Raw genomic sequence first — 16,730 nt, 5'->3', positions numbered from 1 at the left:
CTCCGGTTACGAGAGGTGGCCGCTGATCATCGCGAGATGATCGGCGATGGGGCCGAGTGCGAGGCTCGGCAGGAAAGTGAGGCCGCCGAGGATGAGGATGGTCCCGACGAGCAATCCGACCCACAAGGGCCCGGTGGTCGGAAACGAGCCCGCGGTCTCCGGCGTGTACTTCTTGGCGGCGAGGCTGCCGGCGATGGCGAGCATCGGCACGATCACGAAGAACCGCCCCAGCCACATCGCAATGCCGAGCGCAATGTTGTAGAAGGGCGTGCCCGCGGTCAGTCCGGCGAACGCCGAGCCGTTGTTCCCGACCGCGCTGGTGAAGCCGTAGAGTATCTCCGAGAAACCGTGCGGCCCCTTGTTGAGCGGCCCGGCCAATCCCTCGGGCAGCACGGAGGCGAGCGCGGTTCCGCCGAGGATCACCAGCGGCAGCACAGCGATCGCCAGTACGGCGAGCTTGACCTCGCGCGCCTCGATCTTCTTGCCGACATATTCGGGCGTGCGCCCGACCATCAGTCCCGCGACGAACACGGCTAGGATCGCGAACAGGAGGAAGCCGTAGATCCCCGCGCCGACACCGCCGATCACGACTTCGCCCAACTGGATGTTGAACAGCGGGACGAGACCGCCCAGCGCCGTGAAGCTGTCGTGCATCGCATTGACCGCGCCGCACGAGGCGGCGGTGGTGACCGTGGCGAACAGCGCCGAGGCGGCGATGCCGAAGCGGACTTCCTTGCCCTCCATATTGCCCCCGGCCACGCCGAGCTGGTGGAGGACCGGGTTACCTGCGGCCTCCTGCGAATAGGCGACCGTCGTGCCGATCAGGAACAGCACCAGCATGGCGGAAAGGATCGCCCAGCCTTGCCTGGTATTGCCCACCGCCTTGCCGAAGCACCAGGTCAGGCCGAAGCCGATCACGAAGATCGACAGCATCTGGACGAGGTTGGTGAGCGCGTCGGGGTTCTCGAACGGATGCGCCGAGTTGGCGTTGAAGAAGCCGCCGCCGTTGGTGCCGAGCATCTTGATCGCTTCCTGCGAAGCGACCGGGCCCAAAGCGATCGTCTGTTTGGCGCCCTCCATCGTGGTGGCGACGACCTGTTGGTCGAGCGTCTGCGGTACGCCGGCGGCGATCAGGTAGATCGCATAGACCACGCAGATCGGCAGCAGCACGTACAAGGTGACTCGCGTGCAATCCGCCCAGAAATTGCCGATGCTCCCCGCCTCGCGCCGCGCGAAACCGCGGAAGAAGGCGAAAGCGAGTGCGATGCCGGTGGCGGCGGAGAGGAAGTTGTGGATCGTCAGCCCGAGCATCTGGCTCAGGTTCGAAAGCGCCGCTTCGCCCGAATACCATTGCCAGTTGGTGTTGGTGGTGAAGCTGACCGCGGTGTTGAACGCGCCGTCGGGTCCGACATTGACCATGCCCGGCGCGTTGAGCGGCAGGAATGCCTGCAGCCGCAGGATGGCGTAAGTGAAGAGCAGCAGCGCCGTGTTGAACAGCAGCATGTGCACGGCGTAGCGCCGCCAGCCCATCTCGGCGTTCGGGTCGATGCCCGCCAGCTTGTAGAAGCCGCGCTCGACCGGGCCGAGCACGCGATGCAGCGGCGTGCGCCGGCCTTCGTAGACGGCGAACAGCCACATCCCCATCGGCTTGGTGAGCGCGAGCAGGATCGCGATGAATATGGCGATCAGGGTCCATCCTTGCCAGGTCATCGGACGTTCCTCAGAAACGCTCGGGCCGCAGCAGCACTGCGACCAGATAAGCGAGAAGGCCGAGCGCGGCCGCGCCGGCGAGCCAGAGATCGAGAGTCATTTCAGGCCTCGTCGCACAAACGGGCATAGCCGAGCGTGAGCGCCAGCAGCCCGAGGACGAGGCCGATCCAGAGAAGGTCTTGCACCTGTGCATCTCCATGGGTCCGGGAGATGCGGGATTAGGTGCCGTCGCCATTTGGAAGCGAGACGGGAAACCGGCCGCGGCATATGAATCGCGTTTGCTTGGGCTGCTCCCGTTCCGGAGCCAGGTCTACCGGTGGATAATCGGGTTGGACGATCGGACCTAAACGCCCTTTTAACCACCACTGGCCCACAACGGCCCCGCAAATTTGCTCCGGGGCCCCATGGACGACCTCATTCAGGAATTCATCGCCGAGACGCGCGAGACGCTCGAGGCGCTTTCGGGCGAAATCGTCGCCTGGGAAGCGCAGCCCGCGGATCGCGCGCGGCTCGATGCGATCTTCCGCTTCGTGCACACCGTCAAGGGAAGCTGCGGCTTCCTCGATCTCCCGCGTCTGGGCCGGTTGAGCCACGCCGCCGAGGACGTGCTCGCGCAGGTCCGCGAGGGCGCGCGCACGCCGGATCGCCCGCTGGTCAATGCCGTGCTCGCCGTGGTCGACCGGATCGGCGAACTGGTCGAGGCGATCGATTCGGGGACGAGCCTGCCCGATCATGGCGACGAGCTGCTGATCGCCGCACTGGTCGAGGGTGCCGAGGAAATCGTACAGGCGAGCCTGCCGGGCGTGCAGCGCGCGCCGGCGCGAAGCGTGCGGCTCAACGTAGACCTGCTCGACCGGATGATGTCGGGCATGTCCGACATGGTGCTGGCGCGTAACGAGTTGGCGCGGCGGCTGCGCGGCGGCGATATCGATCCGACGATCGAGGCGGCGCTCGAACGGCTGTCGCTCACCGTCGGCGAGATGCGCGACACCGTGACGCGGACGCGCATGCAGAAGATCGACGCATTGTTCTCGGCATTGCCGCGGATGGTGCGGGATACCGCTGCCGGGCTCGGCAAGTCGGTGTCGCTGCACGTCGAGGGATCGGACGTCGAGCTCGATCGCGAGATGATCGAGATGATGCGCGACCCTTTGGTTCACATCATCCGCAATTCGATCGACCACGGCATCGAGACGCCGGCGGAGCGCCGCGCGGGAGGTAAGCGCGAAAACGGGCGGCTTGTCGTCTCCGCGCGTCAGTCGGGCAACCAGATCATCATCGAAATTACCGATGACGGCCGCGGAATCGACACCGAAAAGCTGATCCGCAAGCTCGTTGCCAATGGTCGCGACGAAGCGAAGCTGCGCGCGCTTTCGGAGCGGGCGAAGCTCGAACTGGTGTTCGAGCCGGGGCTTTCGAGCAAGGACGAGGTCAGCGAAGTCTCGGGTCGCGGGGTGGGGATGGACATCGTCCGCGCCTCGATCGAGCAGATCGGCGGGCGAGTCGATCTCGACAGCACGCCGGGCAAGGGGCTGCGGCTCGCGATCCATGTGCCGCTGACCCTGTCGATCATCTCGGCGATCGTGGTCGGCGCGGGCGGGCAACGTTTCGCGATCTCGCGGCAGGCGATCGAGGAGATCGTCACCGACCATGGCGACGCCATCCGGATCGACACGATCGGCGGCGCGCAAGTGCTCAGCGTGCGCGGGCGGCGGATGCCGTTGCTCAATCTGTGCGAAGTGCTTGGGCTGACACGCGTCGCGCATAACGGGCCGCGGATGATCTCGATCGTCAACATCGGCGAAGGCAGCTACGCGCTCGCCGCCGACATGGTGCTCGACAATGAGGAGCTGGTGATCAAGCCGGCATCGCCGGCGGTGATGTCGACCGGAGTCTATGCGGGGCAGACCTTGCCCGATTCGGGCCTGCCGATGCTGCTGCTCGACTGCACCGGTATCGCCAATGTCGCACGGCTCGATTTCGGCCGTGACGACGATCAGGTTCAGGACGACGAGGAAATGGCCGACGCGGAAGCGGGCGTCCCGGCCTTGCTGTTCATCGACCTCGACGGCGCACGTCGCGCGGTGCCGCTGGCGGCGGTCGATCGCGTCGAGCAGGTTGAGGGCGACAGCGTGCGCTTCGCCGCGGGCCGTTTCCGGGTGACGATCGACGAGCGCATCCTCCCGCTCGCATCGCAGGGCGAGGTCGAAGGGCGCGCCAAGCTCAACGTGCTGCGCCTGAAGGACGGCGCCAACGAAGTCAGCTATGCGATCGAAGAAGCCCTCGACATCATCCGCCTGCCCGACGATCTGGTCCCCGCGCGCGAGCCCGGGCCGATCGCGGCGGTGGCGCTGATCGACGGTGAACAGGTCGAATTGCTCGATATCCTCTGGGTATTCGACGAACATGCCGATCGGGACAGCGAGGCGCATGCCCCGCTCTGCCTGATCGCCGGCGACAAGGACGGCTGGATGGCATCGTTCGTGCGGCCGCTGCTCGAGACTGCAGGCTACCGCGTCGTCGCGCAGCTTGGCCAGGGCGAGATCCCGGCAGTGGTGCTCTCCACGGATGAAGCGTCGGCGGAACTCGCCGCCAAGGCGCCGGTGGTGCGGCTGCGCAGCCGCCGCGCCGCGGCCGGCGCGGGCGACGACAGCGTCTATCGTTATGATCGCGCGGGACTGCTCTCCGCGCTCGAGGCCCGTGTGGCCGGGAAGAGCCGCTGATGACTCATCTCTATCTCATCGCGCAGGTGGCCGGACGCGCCGTGGCGATCGATTCCGATCAGGTCGAATCGGTGGTCGACATCGGCGAAGTGACGCAGGTGCCGCTGGCATCGCAGCATATACGCGGACTCGCGGCCTTGCGCAGCCGGGTGGTGACCGTGGTCGACACGCACACCGCATTGGGGCTCGACAGCGCCAGTCAGGCGAAGCGGGCGGTGATCACGCTGGTCGAAGGGCATCATTACGCGCTGCTGGTCGACGCGCTCGACGACGTCGCGCCATTCGAACTGCTGCCGCTCGCAGGGGGCGTCGCGCTGGATACCGCATGGCGGCGCGCCGGTCGCGGTATCGTCGAACGCGACGGCGAACCGATCCTCGCGATCGATCTCGCGTCGCTGGTCCCAGGCTATTCCGGAGCGCTAAACTGAATTTTATCCGATTAACGCGACGCTTACGCCTCTTGCCGCACTATGATGGAACAGACGCCTGACTATCGGGGAACAGGGTAATATGAAAACTTGTCTTGTCGTCGACGACTCCAAGGTGATCCGCAAAGTCGCGCGGCATATCCTCGAGACGCTCGACTTTGAAGTTCGCGAGGCCGGTGACGGCCGTGAGGCGCTGGATTCGTGCATGGCGACGCCGCCGGACGTGGTTCTGCTCGACTGGAACATGCCGGTGATGAGCGGGATGGATTTCCTGCGCGCGCTCAAGGATTCGGGGCTTCCGCAGCGCCCCAAGGTGGTGTTCTGCACCACCGAGAACGGCATGGCCTATATCCGTGCGGCGATCGAAGCAGGTGCCGACGAATATGTCATGAAGCCGTTCGATCGCGAGACGCTGGAGAGCAAGCTGCAGATCGTCGGCGTCGCGTAAACGCGGGAAGCCGGAGACGTGGCCGTCGCACTCAGTCCAATCCTGCCGGATTCACGCGCGCCCGTTCCTCCGGCGCAGGTGCTGATCGTCGACGATTCGGTCGTCGCGCGATCGGTGCTCGGCCGGATGGTGGACGGCACGCGTCGCTTCCGCGTGGCGGCGGCGCTGAGCGACGTGCGCGCGGCGCTCGACTATCTCGAGACTCACCGCGTCGACATCATCCTGCTCGACATCGACATGCCCGGCATCGACGGGCTGACGGCGCTGCCCGACATGATCGCTGCGGGCAAGGGCGCGCGGGTCCTGATCGTTTCCTCCTCGGCGGACGAAGGTGCGGCAGTGACGGTGCAGGCGCTCGCATTAGGCGCGGCCGACACGCTGGTGAAACCCGGCATCGGCGCGTTCGGCGGACGCTTCGCCGAGGTGCTCGAGGAGCGACTGTCGCGGCTGGTGGAAGTGCACACCGATCTTTCGCCCGTTCCGAATTCGACCACCAGCTTTGGGCCGGTGACCACGACGAATGATTTCGACGTTGTCGCGATCGGCGCCTCTACCGGCGGCATTCATGCGCTCAGCCAGTTCCTGCGCGCGATCCCGACCAGCTTCCAGATCCCGATCCTGGTGACGCAGCATCTGCCGAGCTCGTTCATGGGCTATTTTGCCGCGCAGCTCGCGGTACTGGGCAGCCGACCCTGCGAAGTGGCGAGCGATCGCATGCGGATACGGCCCGGCCGGATCATCGTCGCGCCCGGCGACGCGCATATGCGCGTGGCGAAGATGTCCGACGGCTGGTCGGTACGGCTGAGCGACGAGAAATCGCTGAGCGGCTGCATGCCCTCGGTCGACCCCATGTTCGAATCGATCGCCGAAATATTCGGCAAGCGCGCGCTGGGCGTGGTGCTGAGCGGAATGGGCCGTGACGGCGCGGAGGGCGCGAAACGGCTCGTCGAAACCGGCGCGCGGATATTCGTGCAGGATCGCGCAAGTTCGGTGATCTGGGGAATGCCGGGCGCAGTGGCCAATGCGGGGCACGCGAGCGCGGTGTTGCCGCCCGACGAGCTTGGACGGCTCGTGGCGTGGCAGGGGAGGGCATGATGCACTTCCCGACATCGACGCCACCGGGTTCGTCGGAGTCGATGAACCTGATCTCGGCGCTGCTCGAACAGCGCACGGGACAGCAGATCGCAGCGAATCGTGCGTGGCGGATCGAGACCGCGCTCAAGCCGCTGCTGCGCGAGAAGGGACTCGCGTCGCTGGACCAGCTGGTCGCCCAGCTCGTCGCGACGCGGACAGGGGATTTGGGGGATCAAGTCGTGGATGCGCTGTTGAACCAGGAGACGAGCTTCTTCCGCGATGCGGCGGTGCTCGACATGATCGCTGACGCGACCAAGGCGATCCAGGACGAGGCGCCCGATCGCAAGGTCCGCATCTGGTCTTCAGGCTGCTCGACCGGGCAGGAGCCGCTGAGCCTGGCGATGCTGTTCGACGAGCGCGGAATGGGCGAAGGCAAGGCTGCGCCCGAGATCGTCGCGACCGACGTGTCGCCCGCGGCACTCGCCCGCGCGCGCGCCGGCCGCTATTCGCAATTCGAGATCCAGCGCGGCCTGCCGGTGCGGCGGATGATGACGTGGTTCGACAGCGCCGGAGTCGATTGGGCGGCGAAGCCCGAGCTGCTGCGGCGCATCCAGTTCCGCCAGCAGAATTTGACTGCCGATGCGCCGCCGCCGGGCAAGTTCGACGTGGTGCTTTGCCGCAACGTGCTCCTCTATTTCTCGCAGGAAGTCCGTCGCGACGTCTTCGGCATCCTCGCCTCCGCGGTGCGCCCCGGCGGCGTGCTCGTGCTCGGCGCGGGCGAAACCGTGATCGGACTGACCGACCGGTTCCGGCCCTGCGAGCGGTTCCGCGGATTCTACCGTGCCATCGACGCCACGCCGGTGAAGCAGGCCGCTTTCGGCTGACCCCTTGCCGCGAGTGCATCCGCGCTCGTACGGTCGGCGGCGATGACCAGCGGCCTCTCCATCATCGACGCACCGTCGCCCAATTTCGATGCGCGCGAATTGCCCGTGTCGATGATCGTGCTCCATTATACCGGGATGGAGAGCGCGCAGGCGGCGATCGATCGGTTGCGCGACCCCGAAGCCAAGGTCTCGGCGCATTATCTGGTCGACGAGGACGGCAGGATCCTGCAGCTCGTGGATGAGCGCCACCGCGCCTGGCATGCCGGGCGCTCGCACTGGCGCGGGGTGACCGACGTCAATTCGGCCTCGATCGGCATCGAGATCGTCAATCCTGGGCACGAATTCGGCTATCGGCCGTTCCCCGAAGCGCAGATGAGTTCGCTGATCCCGCTCGTTGCCGACATCAAGGAGCGCCACGCCATCACCCGCGGCAATGTCGTGGGGCATTCCGACGTCGCGCCTGCGCGCAAGCAGGATCCCGGCGAACTGTTCAACTGGCACGCGCTGGCCCGGCTCCGGCTGGCGCTGCCGCGGCCGACGCGGAACCTCGTCGATCCCGGCTGGCCCGATGCCGGGTTCATGCTCGCACTCGAGCGCTTCGGCTATGACGTGAACGACGCCGAGGCGGCGGTGACCGCGTTCCAGCGGCGTTTCCGTCCCGAACTGGTCGACGGCGAGATCGACATGGAATGCCGCTGCATCCTGCTGGCGCTATTGCTGCCCAAGCCGCAGGGGGATGATTGAGACCTGTGCGAAAAAGAAGGTTCCCGGGGCATTCACTCTCTTCGGACATTCCGTGGCAGCCAACGCGCCCTTACCGTGCAAGGTCGGAGGCAAATCGATGCTCAATGGTAACGCGATGACGCGGATGGGTCCGGTGCAGGTGCGGCTCAGCGGCGTGATCAAGGTCGACGAGGGCGACAAGGAAATCCCGTCGGTCAATGCGCCGACCGTCGCCGAGGCGACGGCGTTGCTCGACCGTACGGCACGCGTGAACGGCGCGGATGGCGTGATCGGCGTAGGCTCGGACTATCGCCGCATTGCGATCGGGCGCGGGCCGCTGTCGACCCAGACATTGGTCGCGGTGCAGGCCTGGGGCACCGCCGTGAAGAATTCCGTCGTCGTGGAGGTTTCCGACGCCGCCGAAGAGCAGACCGACGAAGCATAAGTCCTTGCGCGCGGCCGGCGCTACGCTACATCGGGCGCCGCCAGAGGGTCGGGCGGCCGCGTCGATGCTTGCATCGCCGAGGAAAGTCCGGGCTCCACGGAACCACGGTGCCGGGTAACGCCCGGCGGGCCAGCTTGCTGGTTCAGGGAAAGTGCCACAGAGAGCAGACCGCCCACTGGTCCTTCGGACTAAGGGCAAGGGTGAAAGGGTGCGGCAAGAGCGCACCGCGCGACGGGCAACCGAAGCGGCATGGCAAACCCCACCGGGAGCAAGACCGAATAGGGGCGGCACATGGGCCTGGTTCCGGCCCGTCGCCCGGGTTGGTTGCTTGAGCGGCGGAGCGATCCGTCGCCTAGAGGAATGGCCGCACATCGCGCTTCGGCGCGAGGACAGAACCCGGCTTATAGACCCTCTGGCATTTTTCTTCTCAGAGCTCCCCTCCCTGCAGGGAGGGGAGAATTGCAGCTTCCGCCTAGCCTTCTCAGCGTCGTGACCCTATCTGGCAGCCATATGGCACGGGCAACGCGATCCTCCGACTGGGGCTTTCCACGCTGGCGCGCTTATGGCGCCGAGCGCGAGGCCGTGCAGGTGCGGCTGTGCGACCGGCACGGTTGCGAGGAACCCGGCGACCGGCCCGCGCCCAAATCGCCCAACAGCCCCGAACGCTGGTATTTCTGCGAAACGCACGCCGGCGAATACAACCGCAACTGGAACTACTTCGAGGGCCTGACGGCTGAGGAAGCGGCCAAACGGGAGGCCGAGGAGCGGCGCGATGCCGGCGGTTTCGCCGAATCGAAGCACAACAGCTGGGCCGGCCCCGGCGACGGCACTCGCTCGCGCGACGAGATCCGTGCGCTCGAAGTGCTGGATCTCGAAGTCGACAGCGATTTCGAGGCAGTACGCATGGCGTGGCGCCGACTGGCCAAGTCGAACCATCCCGACGTGAAGCCGGGCGATGCCGAGGCGGCCAAGCGCTTCCAGGCGATTCAGGCGGCCTATGAAGTGCTCAAGGTCGCCGAAGACCGCCGGACGTGGAAGCCCGATTGAAGACGGGTGTTCGTTCCAATTGGTCGAACACCGTTCTGGTTTGCGCGAAATGCTCGAAGAGGCTTGGCGGAGGCTTTGGGCCGAGAGGCAGGACCCCGCTCGCCAAGGCGCTCCGCAAGCAGCTCGGGCTGAAGAAGGGGCGCAAGGCGGCCAGCGGGATCGTCGAGGTCAAGTGCCTCGGCGTGTGCCCGCGTGGGGCAGTGACGGTGGTCAACGGCGCGGCGTCGCGCGAATGGTTGCTCGTGCCGGAAGGGGCTGATCTCGACGCGGTGGCGGGGGAGCTGGGGCTCGATCAGGCGTAGCGCGTTGCCGTCTCGCGGATCAGCGCGATCATGTTGGGGATGCCCTGCGTGCGGTTCGAGCTGAGCTGGTTGCGCAAATCGAACGGCGCGAGCGCGGCCTCGATATCGGTGGCGAGGATCTCGGCGGGGCCGCGGTCCTGGACGGTCAGCAATATCAGCGCGATGATGCCCTTGGTGATCGCCGCGTTGGAATCGGCGAGGAAGTGGAGCGTGCCGTTCTCGCTGCGGGTGGGATAGACCCACACCGCAGCGGAGCAGCCGCGGACGAGGGTGGCGTCGGTCTTGAGCGGTTCGGGCATCGGCTCGAGCGCGCGGCCCAGATCGATCAGCAATCTGTAGCGATCGTCGGCGTCGAGGAATTCATATTCGTCGCGAAGTTCGGCGAGGCTGGTCATGACTGGCGCTATAGCGCTGGCTCGCCGCTCGGATAGCCCCCTTCGGGGGTAGGTGGGGCGTGGCCGCGAGCAACGCGCTCTGAGAGACCTCCCTGCCTCGCTACCCCTCCCCCTCAGGGGAGGGGCTTTGAAGTTACAGGTCCACCCCGGCGGCGATCGCCTCGAGCTTGCGAATGCGCTCCTTGAGGTCGGCGATCTCGATCCGCGACGCCGCGGAGGGCATTGTCGGCTCCGCCTGCGATGCGGATGCGCGGTGCTCGACGAGCTCCTGGCGCTTCAGCGCCAGCCAGCCGCGCCAGCCCGAGAGCCCCGCCGCCGTGACCATCGCTAGGCCGGCGAGGCCCGAGACGGAGAGCGTGATGTAGAGATTGGGATCGATGGTCATGTCATGCCTCCCTGATCAGGGGTTTTGCTTGTCCCGCAGCGCTTCGATCTCGCGGTCGAGTCGCAGGCTGCTGGCTTCACTGTCGGTGATGACCCGTTCGAGGACCTGGACGCGGTCCTTGAGGGCGCGGACCTCGTCGCGGAGCTTCGCGGCATCGGAGGATGCCATGTCGCCGCCGCGGAAGATCTCGTTGCCGTGCTTGTCCTTGTGGATGCCGTAGCGCGCCTTGAGGACGCTGCCGATCGTGACGATGACGATGATCGCGACAACCATTTCGAACGGGTTCATTCCCTGTACTCCCTTGGTGACGCCTCAGGCGCCCTGTTGCTGTTCCCGGGCCAGCTTTTCCGCGCGGCGGACAGGGCGGTCCCGAGCTTCGGCAAGGGCAATAGCTCCCCCGCACAGTGCCGTCAGCACTGCGAACACTACGATAATCATTTTACTGGTCCTCAGATTTGGCTGCGCCTGGCGCAGCGGGGATTAGTTGAGCGGCGCTTCGCGCAGCTTTTCGATTTCATCCGCGACGGCGATGCCGCGGTCGGTGACGATCCTTTCTAGAACCCGGACCCTCTGTTCGAGCCGCTCGACATGGGCCGCATATTGGGCGGCCTGCTCGGCGGTCTGGGCGGCGATGACCTGCACCATGGCTTCCTTGTGCTTGAGCCAGCGCTTGAACATGTCGTTGGCGACGCCGAACACGATCGCGACCATGCCGCAGGCGATGCCTAGAATGGGGATGAGGATCGGGTTCATCTCAAGTCCTCCTAGTTGCTCTTGGTGCCGCGCAGCTGCTCGATCTCGCGATCGAGGCTGTGGGCGCTGTCGGTGACGATCCGTTCGACGTTGGCCAGCCGGTCCTTGACCGAGCCGAGTTCGGCGCGGAGCTGGGCGTTCTCCTGGCTGATCAGCCGGATGCGTTCGACCATCTCGTCGTTCTTCTGCGGGTAGATCGCCTTGCCCCAGCTGTTTTCGAGCGGGTAGCCGTTCTTGATCCGCAGCCAGGTGGTGAAGATCCACCCCCCGATTCCGAAAGCTCCGAGCAACAGCGCGCCGCCGACGATCCAGGGAAGGTTGTTCATGACGATCATCTCATTCATGTCGTGTTCCTTCCTCAGCGCAGCGAGTCGATTTCGCGGGCGACGCGCTCGGCGGGATCGGTGGCGATCCGCTCGAGGACGGCGATCCGCTCTTCGAGCCGGCTGATCTGGCCGGTCAGCCGCTCATTCTCGGTGGAGAGCAGAGCGATCTTGCGCTCGGCCTCCAGATCGCTCGCAGGCTGGCCGCGGCGGCTTCGGCGGTTCTCCTCCATCGGGTAGCCGTGCTTCGCGCGGACCCAGGTCTGGAAAGCCTTGGATGCCATGATCGCCGTGACGATCAGCACCGGTACCAGCCAACTCAATTCCCTCATCGTCTTGCTCCCTGTGGGCGGCCGCGCTCAGCGCAGGCTGTCGATCTCTGCGTGCAGCCGGTGCGGCTGATCGGTGACGATCTTTTCCAGCACGGCGAGGCGGCGATGCATCTCGAGCGTCTCACGGCGCTGCTGGCGATTTTCCTCGTTTTCCACTGCCGGGGCGGTGCGGGCGATCTGTGCCAGCGCCCGCTTGACCTTGCGGTTGGCGAAGAACTGGATGGCCAGCGTGAACGCCGTCCCGGTCAGCATCCCCATGATGAAATATGGCGTCGGATCCATGTCTCGTCCCCTTTTTTGCAGCCCCCGCCTCAGCGGAGGCTGTCGATCTCGTCGGCGAGCCGGGTGTTGCGGCTCGTATAGTACATCTCGATGTCGGCGAGCCGGCGATCGATGTCGCGGAAGGTCGAGCGGACCTGGGCGGTCGAGCGGCTCGGGTTCGAGCGCACGCCCTGCCAGAACTTCTCTTCCTCGGGGCCCTGATAGAGGCCGGCCGGCTTGCTCGGCGCGAGCCACGCGATCAGGAAGTAGAACAGGATCGACGTGCCGCTGGTCGCGAAGGCGAGGAAGACCATTCCCACCCGGAGCCAGATCGCCTCGATGCCGGTGTAATCGGCGAGGCCCGAGCAGACTCCGCAAACCTTGCCATTCTGCTTGTCGAGATAGAATTTGGTGCGTGTACCGGACATCTCAGTTCCTCCGCGAGATATCGAAGGGGCTCGGTTCCTGGCGCGAGGCCGAGACCGGGCGGAAATCGGGGTTGTCGGCGGCGATGATGCGTTCGACGGTGAGCAGGCGCTCCTCGAGCTGGCGAGCGGTGTAGTAGAGCTCGTCGAGGAGCTTCTCGTCCTCGCCGGTGATCGTGGCTGCCGTCTTCCACCGGGTGATATAGTGCATGATCACCCAGGGAAGACCGACGAACAGGATCCCGACGATGACGATGGGCAGGAAAACCTCTTCCATCGCTTACGCTCCCTTGGCCAGGCGAGCCTTCAGCGCTTCGAGCTCGGCATCGACCTTCTCGGACGAGCGCAACTCGGCGATTTCCTCCTCGAGCGTCTTGGGGACGCCGCCCAGGCCTGCCGCATCGGCGCGGCCCTCGGCGAAGTCGACCCGGCGTTCGAGGACGTCGAAGCGCGAGAACGCATCCTGCATCTTCGAGCCGTTGGTGATCTCGCGCAGGCGCGTCCGGTTGTTGGCGCTCTCCAGCCGGGCGACGATCGAGTTCTGGCGAACCCGCGCCTCGCGCAGCTTGTTCTGGAGCTTGGTGATGTCCTCTTCCGAACCCTTGAGGGCCTCGTCGAGCACGCCGATCTCGGTGGAGAGCTGCTCGACCATGTCGGAAGCTTTCTGCTTCTCGACCAGAGCGGCCTTGGCGAGATCCTCACGGCCCTTGGAGAGCGCCAGCTCGGCCTTCTCGGTCCAGCTCTCCTGGAGCTTTTCGAGCTTGGCGATGTGGCGGCGCATTTCCTTCTGGTCGGCGATGGTGCGGGCTGCGGAGGCACGAACCTCGACCAGCGTCTCTTCCATCTCGAGGATGATCATGCGGATCATCTTGGCCGGGTCTTCAGCCTTGTCGAGAAGGTCGGTGACGTTGGCGGCGATGATATCGCGGGTCCGTGAGAAAATACCCATTCTAACACTCCTTCGTATTGGGACCGCCGGGAGAAACCTAGGGGGAGACCCTCCCGGCGGGGTTTCCGCTCACCAGGGCAGGCGAGCGGGGAGACTAAGTGGTGCCTCAGGCGATCGCCGGACCCACCGCGCCGGCCATCAGGACGGCGCTGGCGAGGAAGGCGATGGCGACTGCGACAAAGGCGTTGCGGACATTGGCTGCTTCGTAAGTCATGATCTTGTTCCCTGAACCTGGTGTTTTCGTGGCTCGTTGCTGAGCTTGCCGACATCTCTGCAGGAGGCGTGCCAATTGGCGAAAACCGCAGAAATCCGCGGTTTATGACGTTCATATGGCGTTCAGCCCCAACTTAGGACTTGCCAAGTATTGGGAAAATTCGCCAAAGGTTTGGCATGGAGCGCGCAACCCAGGTAATCGGCCAATCCGGGGCCTTTCTCGACGCACTCGAGCGCGCCAGCCGTGCGGCCGCGCTCGATCGTCCGGTGCTCGTCATCGGCGAGCGCGGGACGGGCAAGGAGCTGGTCGCCGAACGCCTTCACCGGCTGAGTCCGCGCTGGGATCAGCCGCTGATCGTGATGAACTGCGCGGCGCTCCCGGAGACGCTGATCGAAGCCGAATTGTTCGGACACGAATCCGGCGCGTTCACCGGCGCGACCAAGGCGCGCGCGGGCCGTTTCGAGGAGGCGCACCGCGGCACCCTGTTTCTCGACGAGCTCGGCACGCTGTCGATGGCGGCGCAGGAGCGGCTGCTGCGCGCAGTGGAATATGGCGAAGTGACGCGGATCGGATCGTCGCGGCCGCTCAACGTCGATGTCCGCATCGTCGCGGCGACCAACGAGCATTTGCCCGACAAGGTCGACAAAGGCACCTTCCGCGCCGACTTGCTCGACCGGCTCTCGTTCGAAGTGGTGACGCTGCCGCCCTTGCGGGCCCGGCGGGGCGACATCGAAGTGCTCGCCGAGTTTTTCGGCCGGCGCATGGCGTCGGAGATCGGGCTGGTCGACTGGCCCGGCTGGGGCCCGAACGCGCTCGATGCGTTGCTGACCTATGACTGGCCGGGCAATGTCCGCGAACTGCGCAACGTGGTCGAGCGCGCAGTCTATCGCTGGGAGCGCGACGGACCGGTGGATTCGATCGAGATCGATCCGTTCAAGTCGCCGTTCCGGCCGCGGACCGCGGCTCAGGCGCCGGCTGCGGCGCCGATCGAGGCGGCACCTGCGCCGGTTGCCGAAGCCGTGCCGGTGGCGACGTTCGACGGCGGAACCGACTTCAAATCGCGCGTGAACGCCTTCGAGCGCCAGGTGCTCTCGCGGGCGCTGGCCGAGCATCGCTACAACCAGCGCTCGACCGCCGAAGCGCTGGGACTGACCTATGACCAGCTCCGGCACGCCCTGAAGCGGCACGAGTTGCTGGGGGCAGGGGGATAGTGCCCTCTCCCGCTTGCGGGAGAGGGTTGGGTGAGGGTGAGTCGGGCGAGACCAGGTTGAGGACTCATATTATTTTTCGTCACCCCGGCCTTGAGCCGGGGTCCCGCTGCCTTCAGACCGGGCAGAAGAAGCGGGATCCCGGCTCGAGGCCGGGATGACTGAAATTTACAACAACTTGTATGAGCCCTCACCCCAACCCTCTCCCGCAAGCGGGAGAGGGAGATGCCCTCAATGATAGTTGGTCATCGCCAGCAGCATCGGCAGCGACAGCAACACGTTGAGGCGCGAGGCGATCATCGCGGCCTTGGCTGCCTTTGCCTTGGTGGCATCGTCGGCCTCGACCAGGCCGAGCGCCTTTTTCTGGTTGGGCCAGATGATGAACCAGACATTCGCCGCCATCACCAGCGCCAGCCACATGCCGATGCCGATCAGCCGGGCATTCTCGCGCAGCAGCAGTGCATCCTCGAGCTCGTTGTAGAGCCAGGCGAGGGTCAGGCCGGTGATCACGGTGAGCAACGCCGCGTAGCGGAAGAAGAACAGGGCCTTGGGCGCGATGAACTTCGATATGCCGGGTTTCAGCTCGGCCGGGATCTTCGGCATGGTCGGGATCTGGACGAAGTTGAAATAGTAAAGGAGCCCGATCCAGGTGATCCCGAAGAAGACGTGGAGCCACTGGAACACTCCGTTCCACAGGCCCAGCGGCGGATTGAAATAGGGTGCGAACATCAGCCCGACCGCCAGCACGAGGCTGACCGCGAGCACCGCGTGCAGATTGCCGAAAAACTTGTCCATGTGGCTGCTCCCCTGTGTTTGCAGCGCCGATTGCCCGCGGCGCACGTATGCCAGCTTATGATCGGAATTTTCGTTTGTCACACGCAATGAAATTTGCGGGACAGGAGGGGTTTTTCGGGGCTAGGGGACCGCTTCCCGCCGCGGATCGTTGGGCGGGTGAACCGAACACGGAGTATCCCCATGGCTTTCGAACTTCCCGCGCTGCCCTATGCCAAGGATGCGCTCGCACCGCACATGTCGGCGGAGACGCTCGAATTCCATCACGGCAAGCATCACAAGGCCTATGTCGACAAGACCAACGGCTTCGTGACCGAGAAGGGTCTCGAGGGCCTGAAGCTGTCCGAGGTCATCACCAAGGCCAAGGAAACCGGCGACAAGGGCCTGTTCAACAACTCGGCCCAGATCTGGAACCACAGCTTCTTCTGGCAGTGCCTCTCGCCTGAGAAGCAGGTGCCGACCGGCAAGCTGGCGGACCTGATCAACGACGGCTTCGGCTCCGCCGAAGCGCTGGTGAAGCAGTTGGTGACCGAATCGACCAACCATTTCGCGAGCGGCTGGGGCTGGCTGGTGCTCGACGGCGGCAAGCTCAAGGTAACCTCGCTGCACGATGCCGACACCCCGGTGGTGTATGAAGGCATGCTGCCGCTGCTGACGATCGACGTGTGGGAGCACGCTTATTACGTCGATTACCGCAATGCGCGCCCGGCCTATCTCGATGCCGTCTCGGCGAACCTGATCAACTGGGAATTCGTCGCGCAGAATCTGGATGGGGCCGGCGTGGGCCGCGCGGATCAGGGTTGAGAGGACTGCAGAAATGAAAAGGGGCGTCGGACGCGAGTCCGGCGCCCTTCTTCATACCGTCATCCCGGCGAAAGCCGGGATCTCGCGCGACGGCGCCAAGCGGAT

Annotated in this window: 24 protein-coding genes and 1 other RNA gene; 12 read left to right on the top strand and 13 right to left on the bottom strand. The window is 65.4% G+C overall.

The features are described 5' to 3' along the window. Positions 1–6: 6 nt before the first annotated feature. Both kdpA and kdpF read right to left on the bottom strand, forming a co-directional pair. Complete coding sequence (gene kdpA / locus BR78_RS0108550; protein WP_025560060.1) at positions 7–1,710, bottom strand: potassium-transporting ATPase subunit KdpA; 1,704 nt, start codon at positions 1,708–1,710, stop codon at positions 7–9. 10 nt (positions 1,711–1,720) lie between these two features. Beyond that, on the bottom strand, positions 1,721–1,810 hold the full coding sequence (gene kdpF, locus BR78_RS20450; RefSeq protein ID WP_037566402.1) for a K(+)-transporting ATPase subunit F: 90 nt from the start codon (positions 1,808–1,810) through the stop codon (positions 1,721–1,723). 304 nt (positions 1,811–2,114) lie between these two features. Between kdpF and BR78_RS0108535 the strand changes: the two genes are divergently transcribed. The 10 genes from BR78_RS0108535 (at position 2,115) to BR78_RS0108495 (ending at position 9,784) form a co-directional block, all read left to right on the top strand. Beyond that, positions 2,115–4,433 carry a chemotaxis protein CheA gene (locus BR78_RS0108535; protein WP_025560061.1) on the top strand — a complete coding sequence of 773 codons (2,319 nt, stop codon included), beginning with the start codon at positions 2,115–2,117 and terminating at the stop codon, positions 4,431–4,433. Further along, the gene (locus BR78_RS0108530; protein WP_025560062.1) at positions 4,433–4,861 is read left to right on the top strand and encodes a chemotaxis protein CheW; all 429 of its coding nucleotides are present in this window, start codon (positions 4,433–4,435) and stop codon (positions 4,859–4,861) included. Before BR78_RS0108535 ends, BR78_RS0108530 begins: the two co-directional genes overlap by 1 nt. Before the next feature lie 82 nt (positions 4,862–4,943). Continuing rightward, complete coding sequence (locus BR78_RS0108525) at positions 4,944–5,309, top strand: response regulator (RefSeq protein ID WP_025560063.1); 366 nt, start codon at positions 4,944–4,946, stop codon at positions 5,307–5,309. Positions 5,310–5,435: 126 nt separating this feature from the next. After that, a complete protein-coding gene (locus tag BR78_RS0108520; protein ID WP_231478243.1) occupies positions 5,436–6,404 on the top strand; it encodes a chemotaxis protein CheB in 969 nt (322 codons plus the stop codon). Further along, positions 6,404–7,267 carry a CheR family methyltransferase gene (locus BR78_RS0108515; RefSeq protein WP_231478212.1) on the top strand — a complete coding sequence of 288 codons (864 nt, stop codon included), beginning with the start codon at positions 6,404–6,406 and terminating at the stop codon, positions 7,265–7,267. Before BR78_RS0108520 ends, BR78_RS0108515 begins: the two co-directional genes overlap by 1 nt. 42 nt (positions 7,268–7,309) lie before the next feature. Then, positions 7,310–8,011 carry an N-acetylmuramoyl-L-alanine amidase gene (locus tag BR78_RS0108510; protein ID WP_025560066.1) on the top strand — a complete coding sequence of 234 codons (702 nt, stop codon included), beginning with the start codon at positions 7,310–7,312 and terminating at the stop codon, positions 8,009–8,011. Positions 8,012–8,108: 97 nt separating this feature from the next. Then, the gene (locus BR78_RS0108505; protein WP_025560067.1) at positions 8,109–8,435 is read left to right on the top strand and encodes a hypothetical protein; all 327 of its coding nucleotides are present in this window, start codon (positions 8,109–8,111) and stop codon (positions 8,433–8,435) included. A 40-nt stretch (positions 8,436–8,475) separates the two neighbouring features. Then, positions 8,476–8,855: RNase P RNA component class A (gene rnpB / locus BR78_RS20965), an RNA gene on the top strand. Positions 8,856–8,945: 90 nt separating this feature from the next. Next, positions 8,946–9,482, top strand: coding sequence for a J domain-containing protein (locus BR78_RS0108500; RefSeq protein WP_025560068.1), 537 nt, complete (start codon positions 8,946–8,948; stop codon positions 9,480–9,482). Then, positions 9,479–9,784 carry a hypothetical protein gene (locus BR78_RS0108495; RefSeq protein WP_025560069.1) on the top strand — a complete coding sequence of 102 codons (306 nt, stop codon included), beginning with the start codon at positions 9,479–9,481 and terminating at the stop codon, positions 9,782–9,784. Before BR78_RS0108500 ends, BR78_RS0108495 begins: the two co-directional genes overlap by 4 nt. Here BR78_RS0108495 and BR78_RS0108490 read toward each other — a convergent pair. The 10 genes from BR78_RS0108490 to pspA form a co-directional block, all read right to left on the bottom strand. After that, positions 9,775–10,179 carry a SufE family protein gene (locus BR78_RS0108490; protein WP_025560070.1) on the bottom strand — a complete coding sequence of 135 codons (405 nt, stop codon included), beginning with the start codon at positions 10,177–10,179 and terminating at the stop codon, positions 9,775–9,777. The genes BR78_RS0108495 and BR78_RS0108490 overlap by 10 nt on opposite strands. Positions 10,180–10,312: 133 nt before the next feature. Continuing rightward, a complete protein-coding gene (locus BR78_RS0108485; protein WP_025560071.1) occupies positions 10,313–10,564 on the bottom strand; it encodes a hypothetical protein in 252 nt (83 codons plus the stop codon). A 15-nt stretch (positions 10,565–10,579) separates the two neighbouring features. After that, positions 10,580–10,852 (bottom strand): hypothetical protein, encoded by a 273-nt coding sequence (locus BR78_RS0108480; protein WP_025560072.1) that lies wholly within the window; start codon positions 10,850–10,852, stop codon positions 10,580–10,582. 192 nt (positions 10,853–11,044) lie between these two features. Continuing rightward, positions 11,045–11,317 (bottom strand): hypothetical protein, encoded by a 273-nt coding sequence (locus tag BR78_RS0108475; protein WP_025560073.1) that lies wholly within the window; start codon positions 11,315–11,317, stop codon positions 11,045–11,047. Positions 11,318–11,328: 11 nt separating this feature from the next. After that, a complete protein-coding gene (locus BR78_RS0108470; RefSeq protein WP_443027676.1) occupies positions 11,329–11,652 on the bottom strand; it encodes a hypothetical protein in 324 nt (107 codons plus the stop codon). A gap of 23 nt (positions 11,653–11,675) precedes the next feature. Beyond that, complete coding sequence (locus tag BR78_RS0108465; protein ID WP_029725073.1) at positions 11,676–11,972, bottom strand: hypothetical protein; 297 nt, start codon at positions 11,970–11,972, stop codon at positions 11,676–11,678. Between the two features lie 27 nt (positions 11,973–11,999). Further along, positions 12,000–12,254, bottom strand: a complete 255-nt coding sequence (locus BR78_RS0108460) for a hypothetical protein (RefSeq protein ID WP_025560076.1) — start codon at positions 12,252–12,254, stop codon at positions 12,000–12,002. A gap of 29 nt (positions 12,255–12,283) precedes the next feature. Further along, entirely contained in the window at positions 12,284–12,661 is a 378-nt protein-coding gene (gene pspC, locus BR78_RS0108455; protein ID WP_025560077.1) for an envelope stress response membrane protein PspC, read from the bottom strand. 1 nt (position 12,662) lies between these two features. Beyond that, the gene (gene pspB / locus BR78_RS0108450) at positions 12,663–12,935 is read right to left on the bottom strand and encodes an envelope stress response membrane protein PspB (RefSeq protein WP_025560079.1); all 273 of its coding nucleotides are present in this window, start codon (positions 12,933–12,935) and stop codon (positions 12,663–12,665) included. Positions 12,936–12,938: 3 nt separating this feature from the next. Continuing rightward, complete coding sequence (gene pspA / locus BR78_RS0108445; protein ID WP_025560080.1) at positions 12,939–13,607, bottom strand: phage shock protein PspA; 669 nt, start codon at positions 13,605–13,607, stop codon at positions 12,939–12,941. A gap of 390 nt (positions 13,608–13,997) precedes the next feature. Between pspA and pspF the strand changes: the two genes are divergently transcribed. After that, positions 13,998–15,032: a phage shock protein operon transcriptional activator gene (pspF, locus tag BR78_RS0108435; RefSeq protein ID WP_025560081.1), complete on the top strand. Its 1,035-nt coding sequence runs from the start codon at positions 13,998–14,000 to the stop codon at positions 15,030–15,032. Between the two features lie 228 nt (positions 15,033–15,260). Here pspF and BR78_RS0108430 read toward each other — a convergent pair whose 3' ends face one another. Further along, the gene (locus BR78_RS0108430; RefSeq protein WP_025560082.1) at positions 15,261–15,824 is read right to left on the bottom strand and encodes a urate hydroxylase PuuD; all 564 of its coding nucleotides are present in this window, start codon (positions 15,822–15,824) and stop codon (positions 15,261–15,263) included. A gap of 180 nt (positions 15,825–16,004) precedes the next feature. Here BR78_RS0108430 and BR78_RS0108425 point away from each other — a divergent pair, with 180 nt between their 5' ends. After that, entirely contained in the window at positions 16,005–16,625 is a 621-nt protein-coding gene (locus BR78_RS0108425; RefSeq protein WP_025560083.1) for a superoxide dismutase, read from the top strand. Positions 16,626–16,730: the final 105 nt, after the last annotated feature.

The sequence above is a fragment of the Sphingomonas sp. UNC305MFCol5.2 genome, assembly GCF_000712135.1.
Taxonomy (GTDB): domain Bacteria; phylum Pseudomonadota; class Alphaproteobacteria; order Sphingomonadales; family Sphingomonadaceae; genus Sphingomonas.
This window is presented reverse-complemented; position numbering and strand designations above follow the sequence as displayed.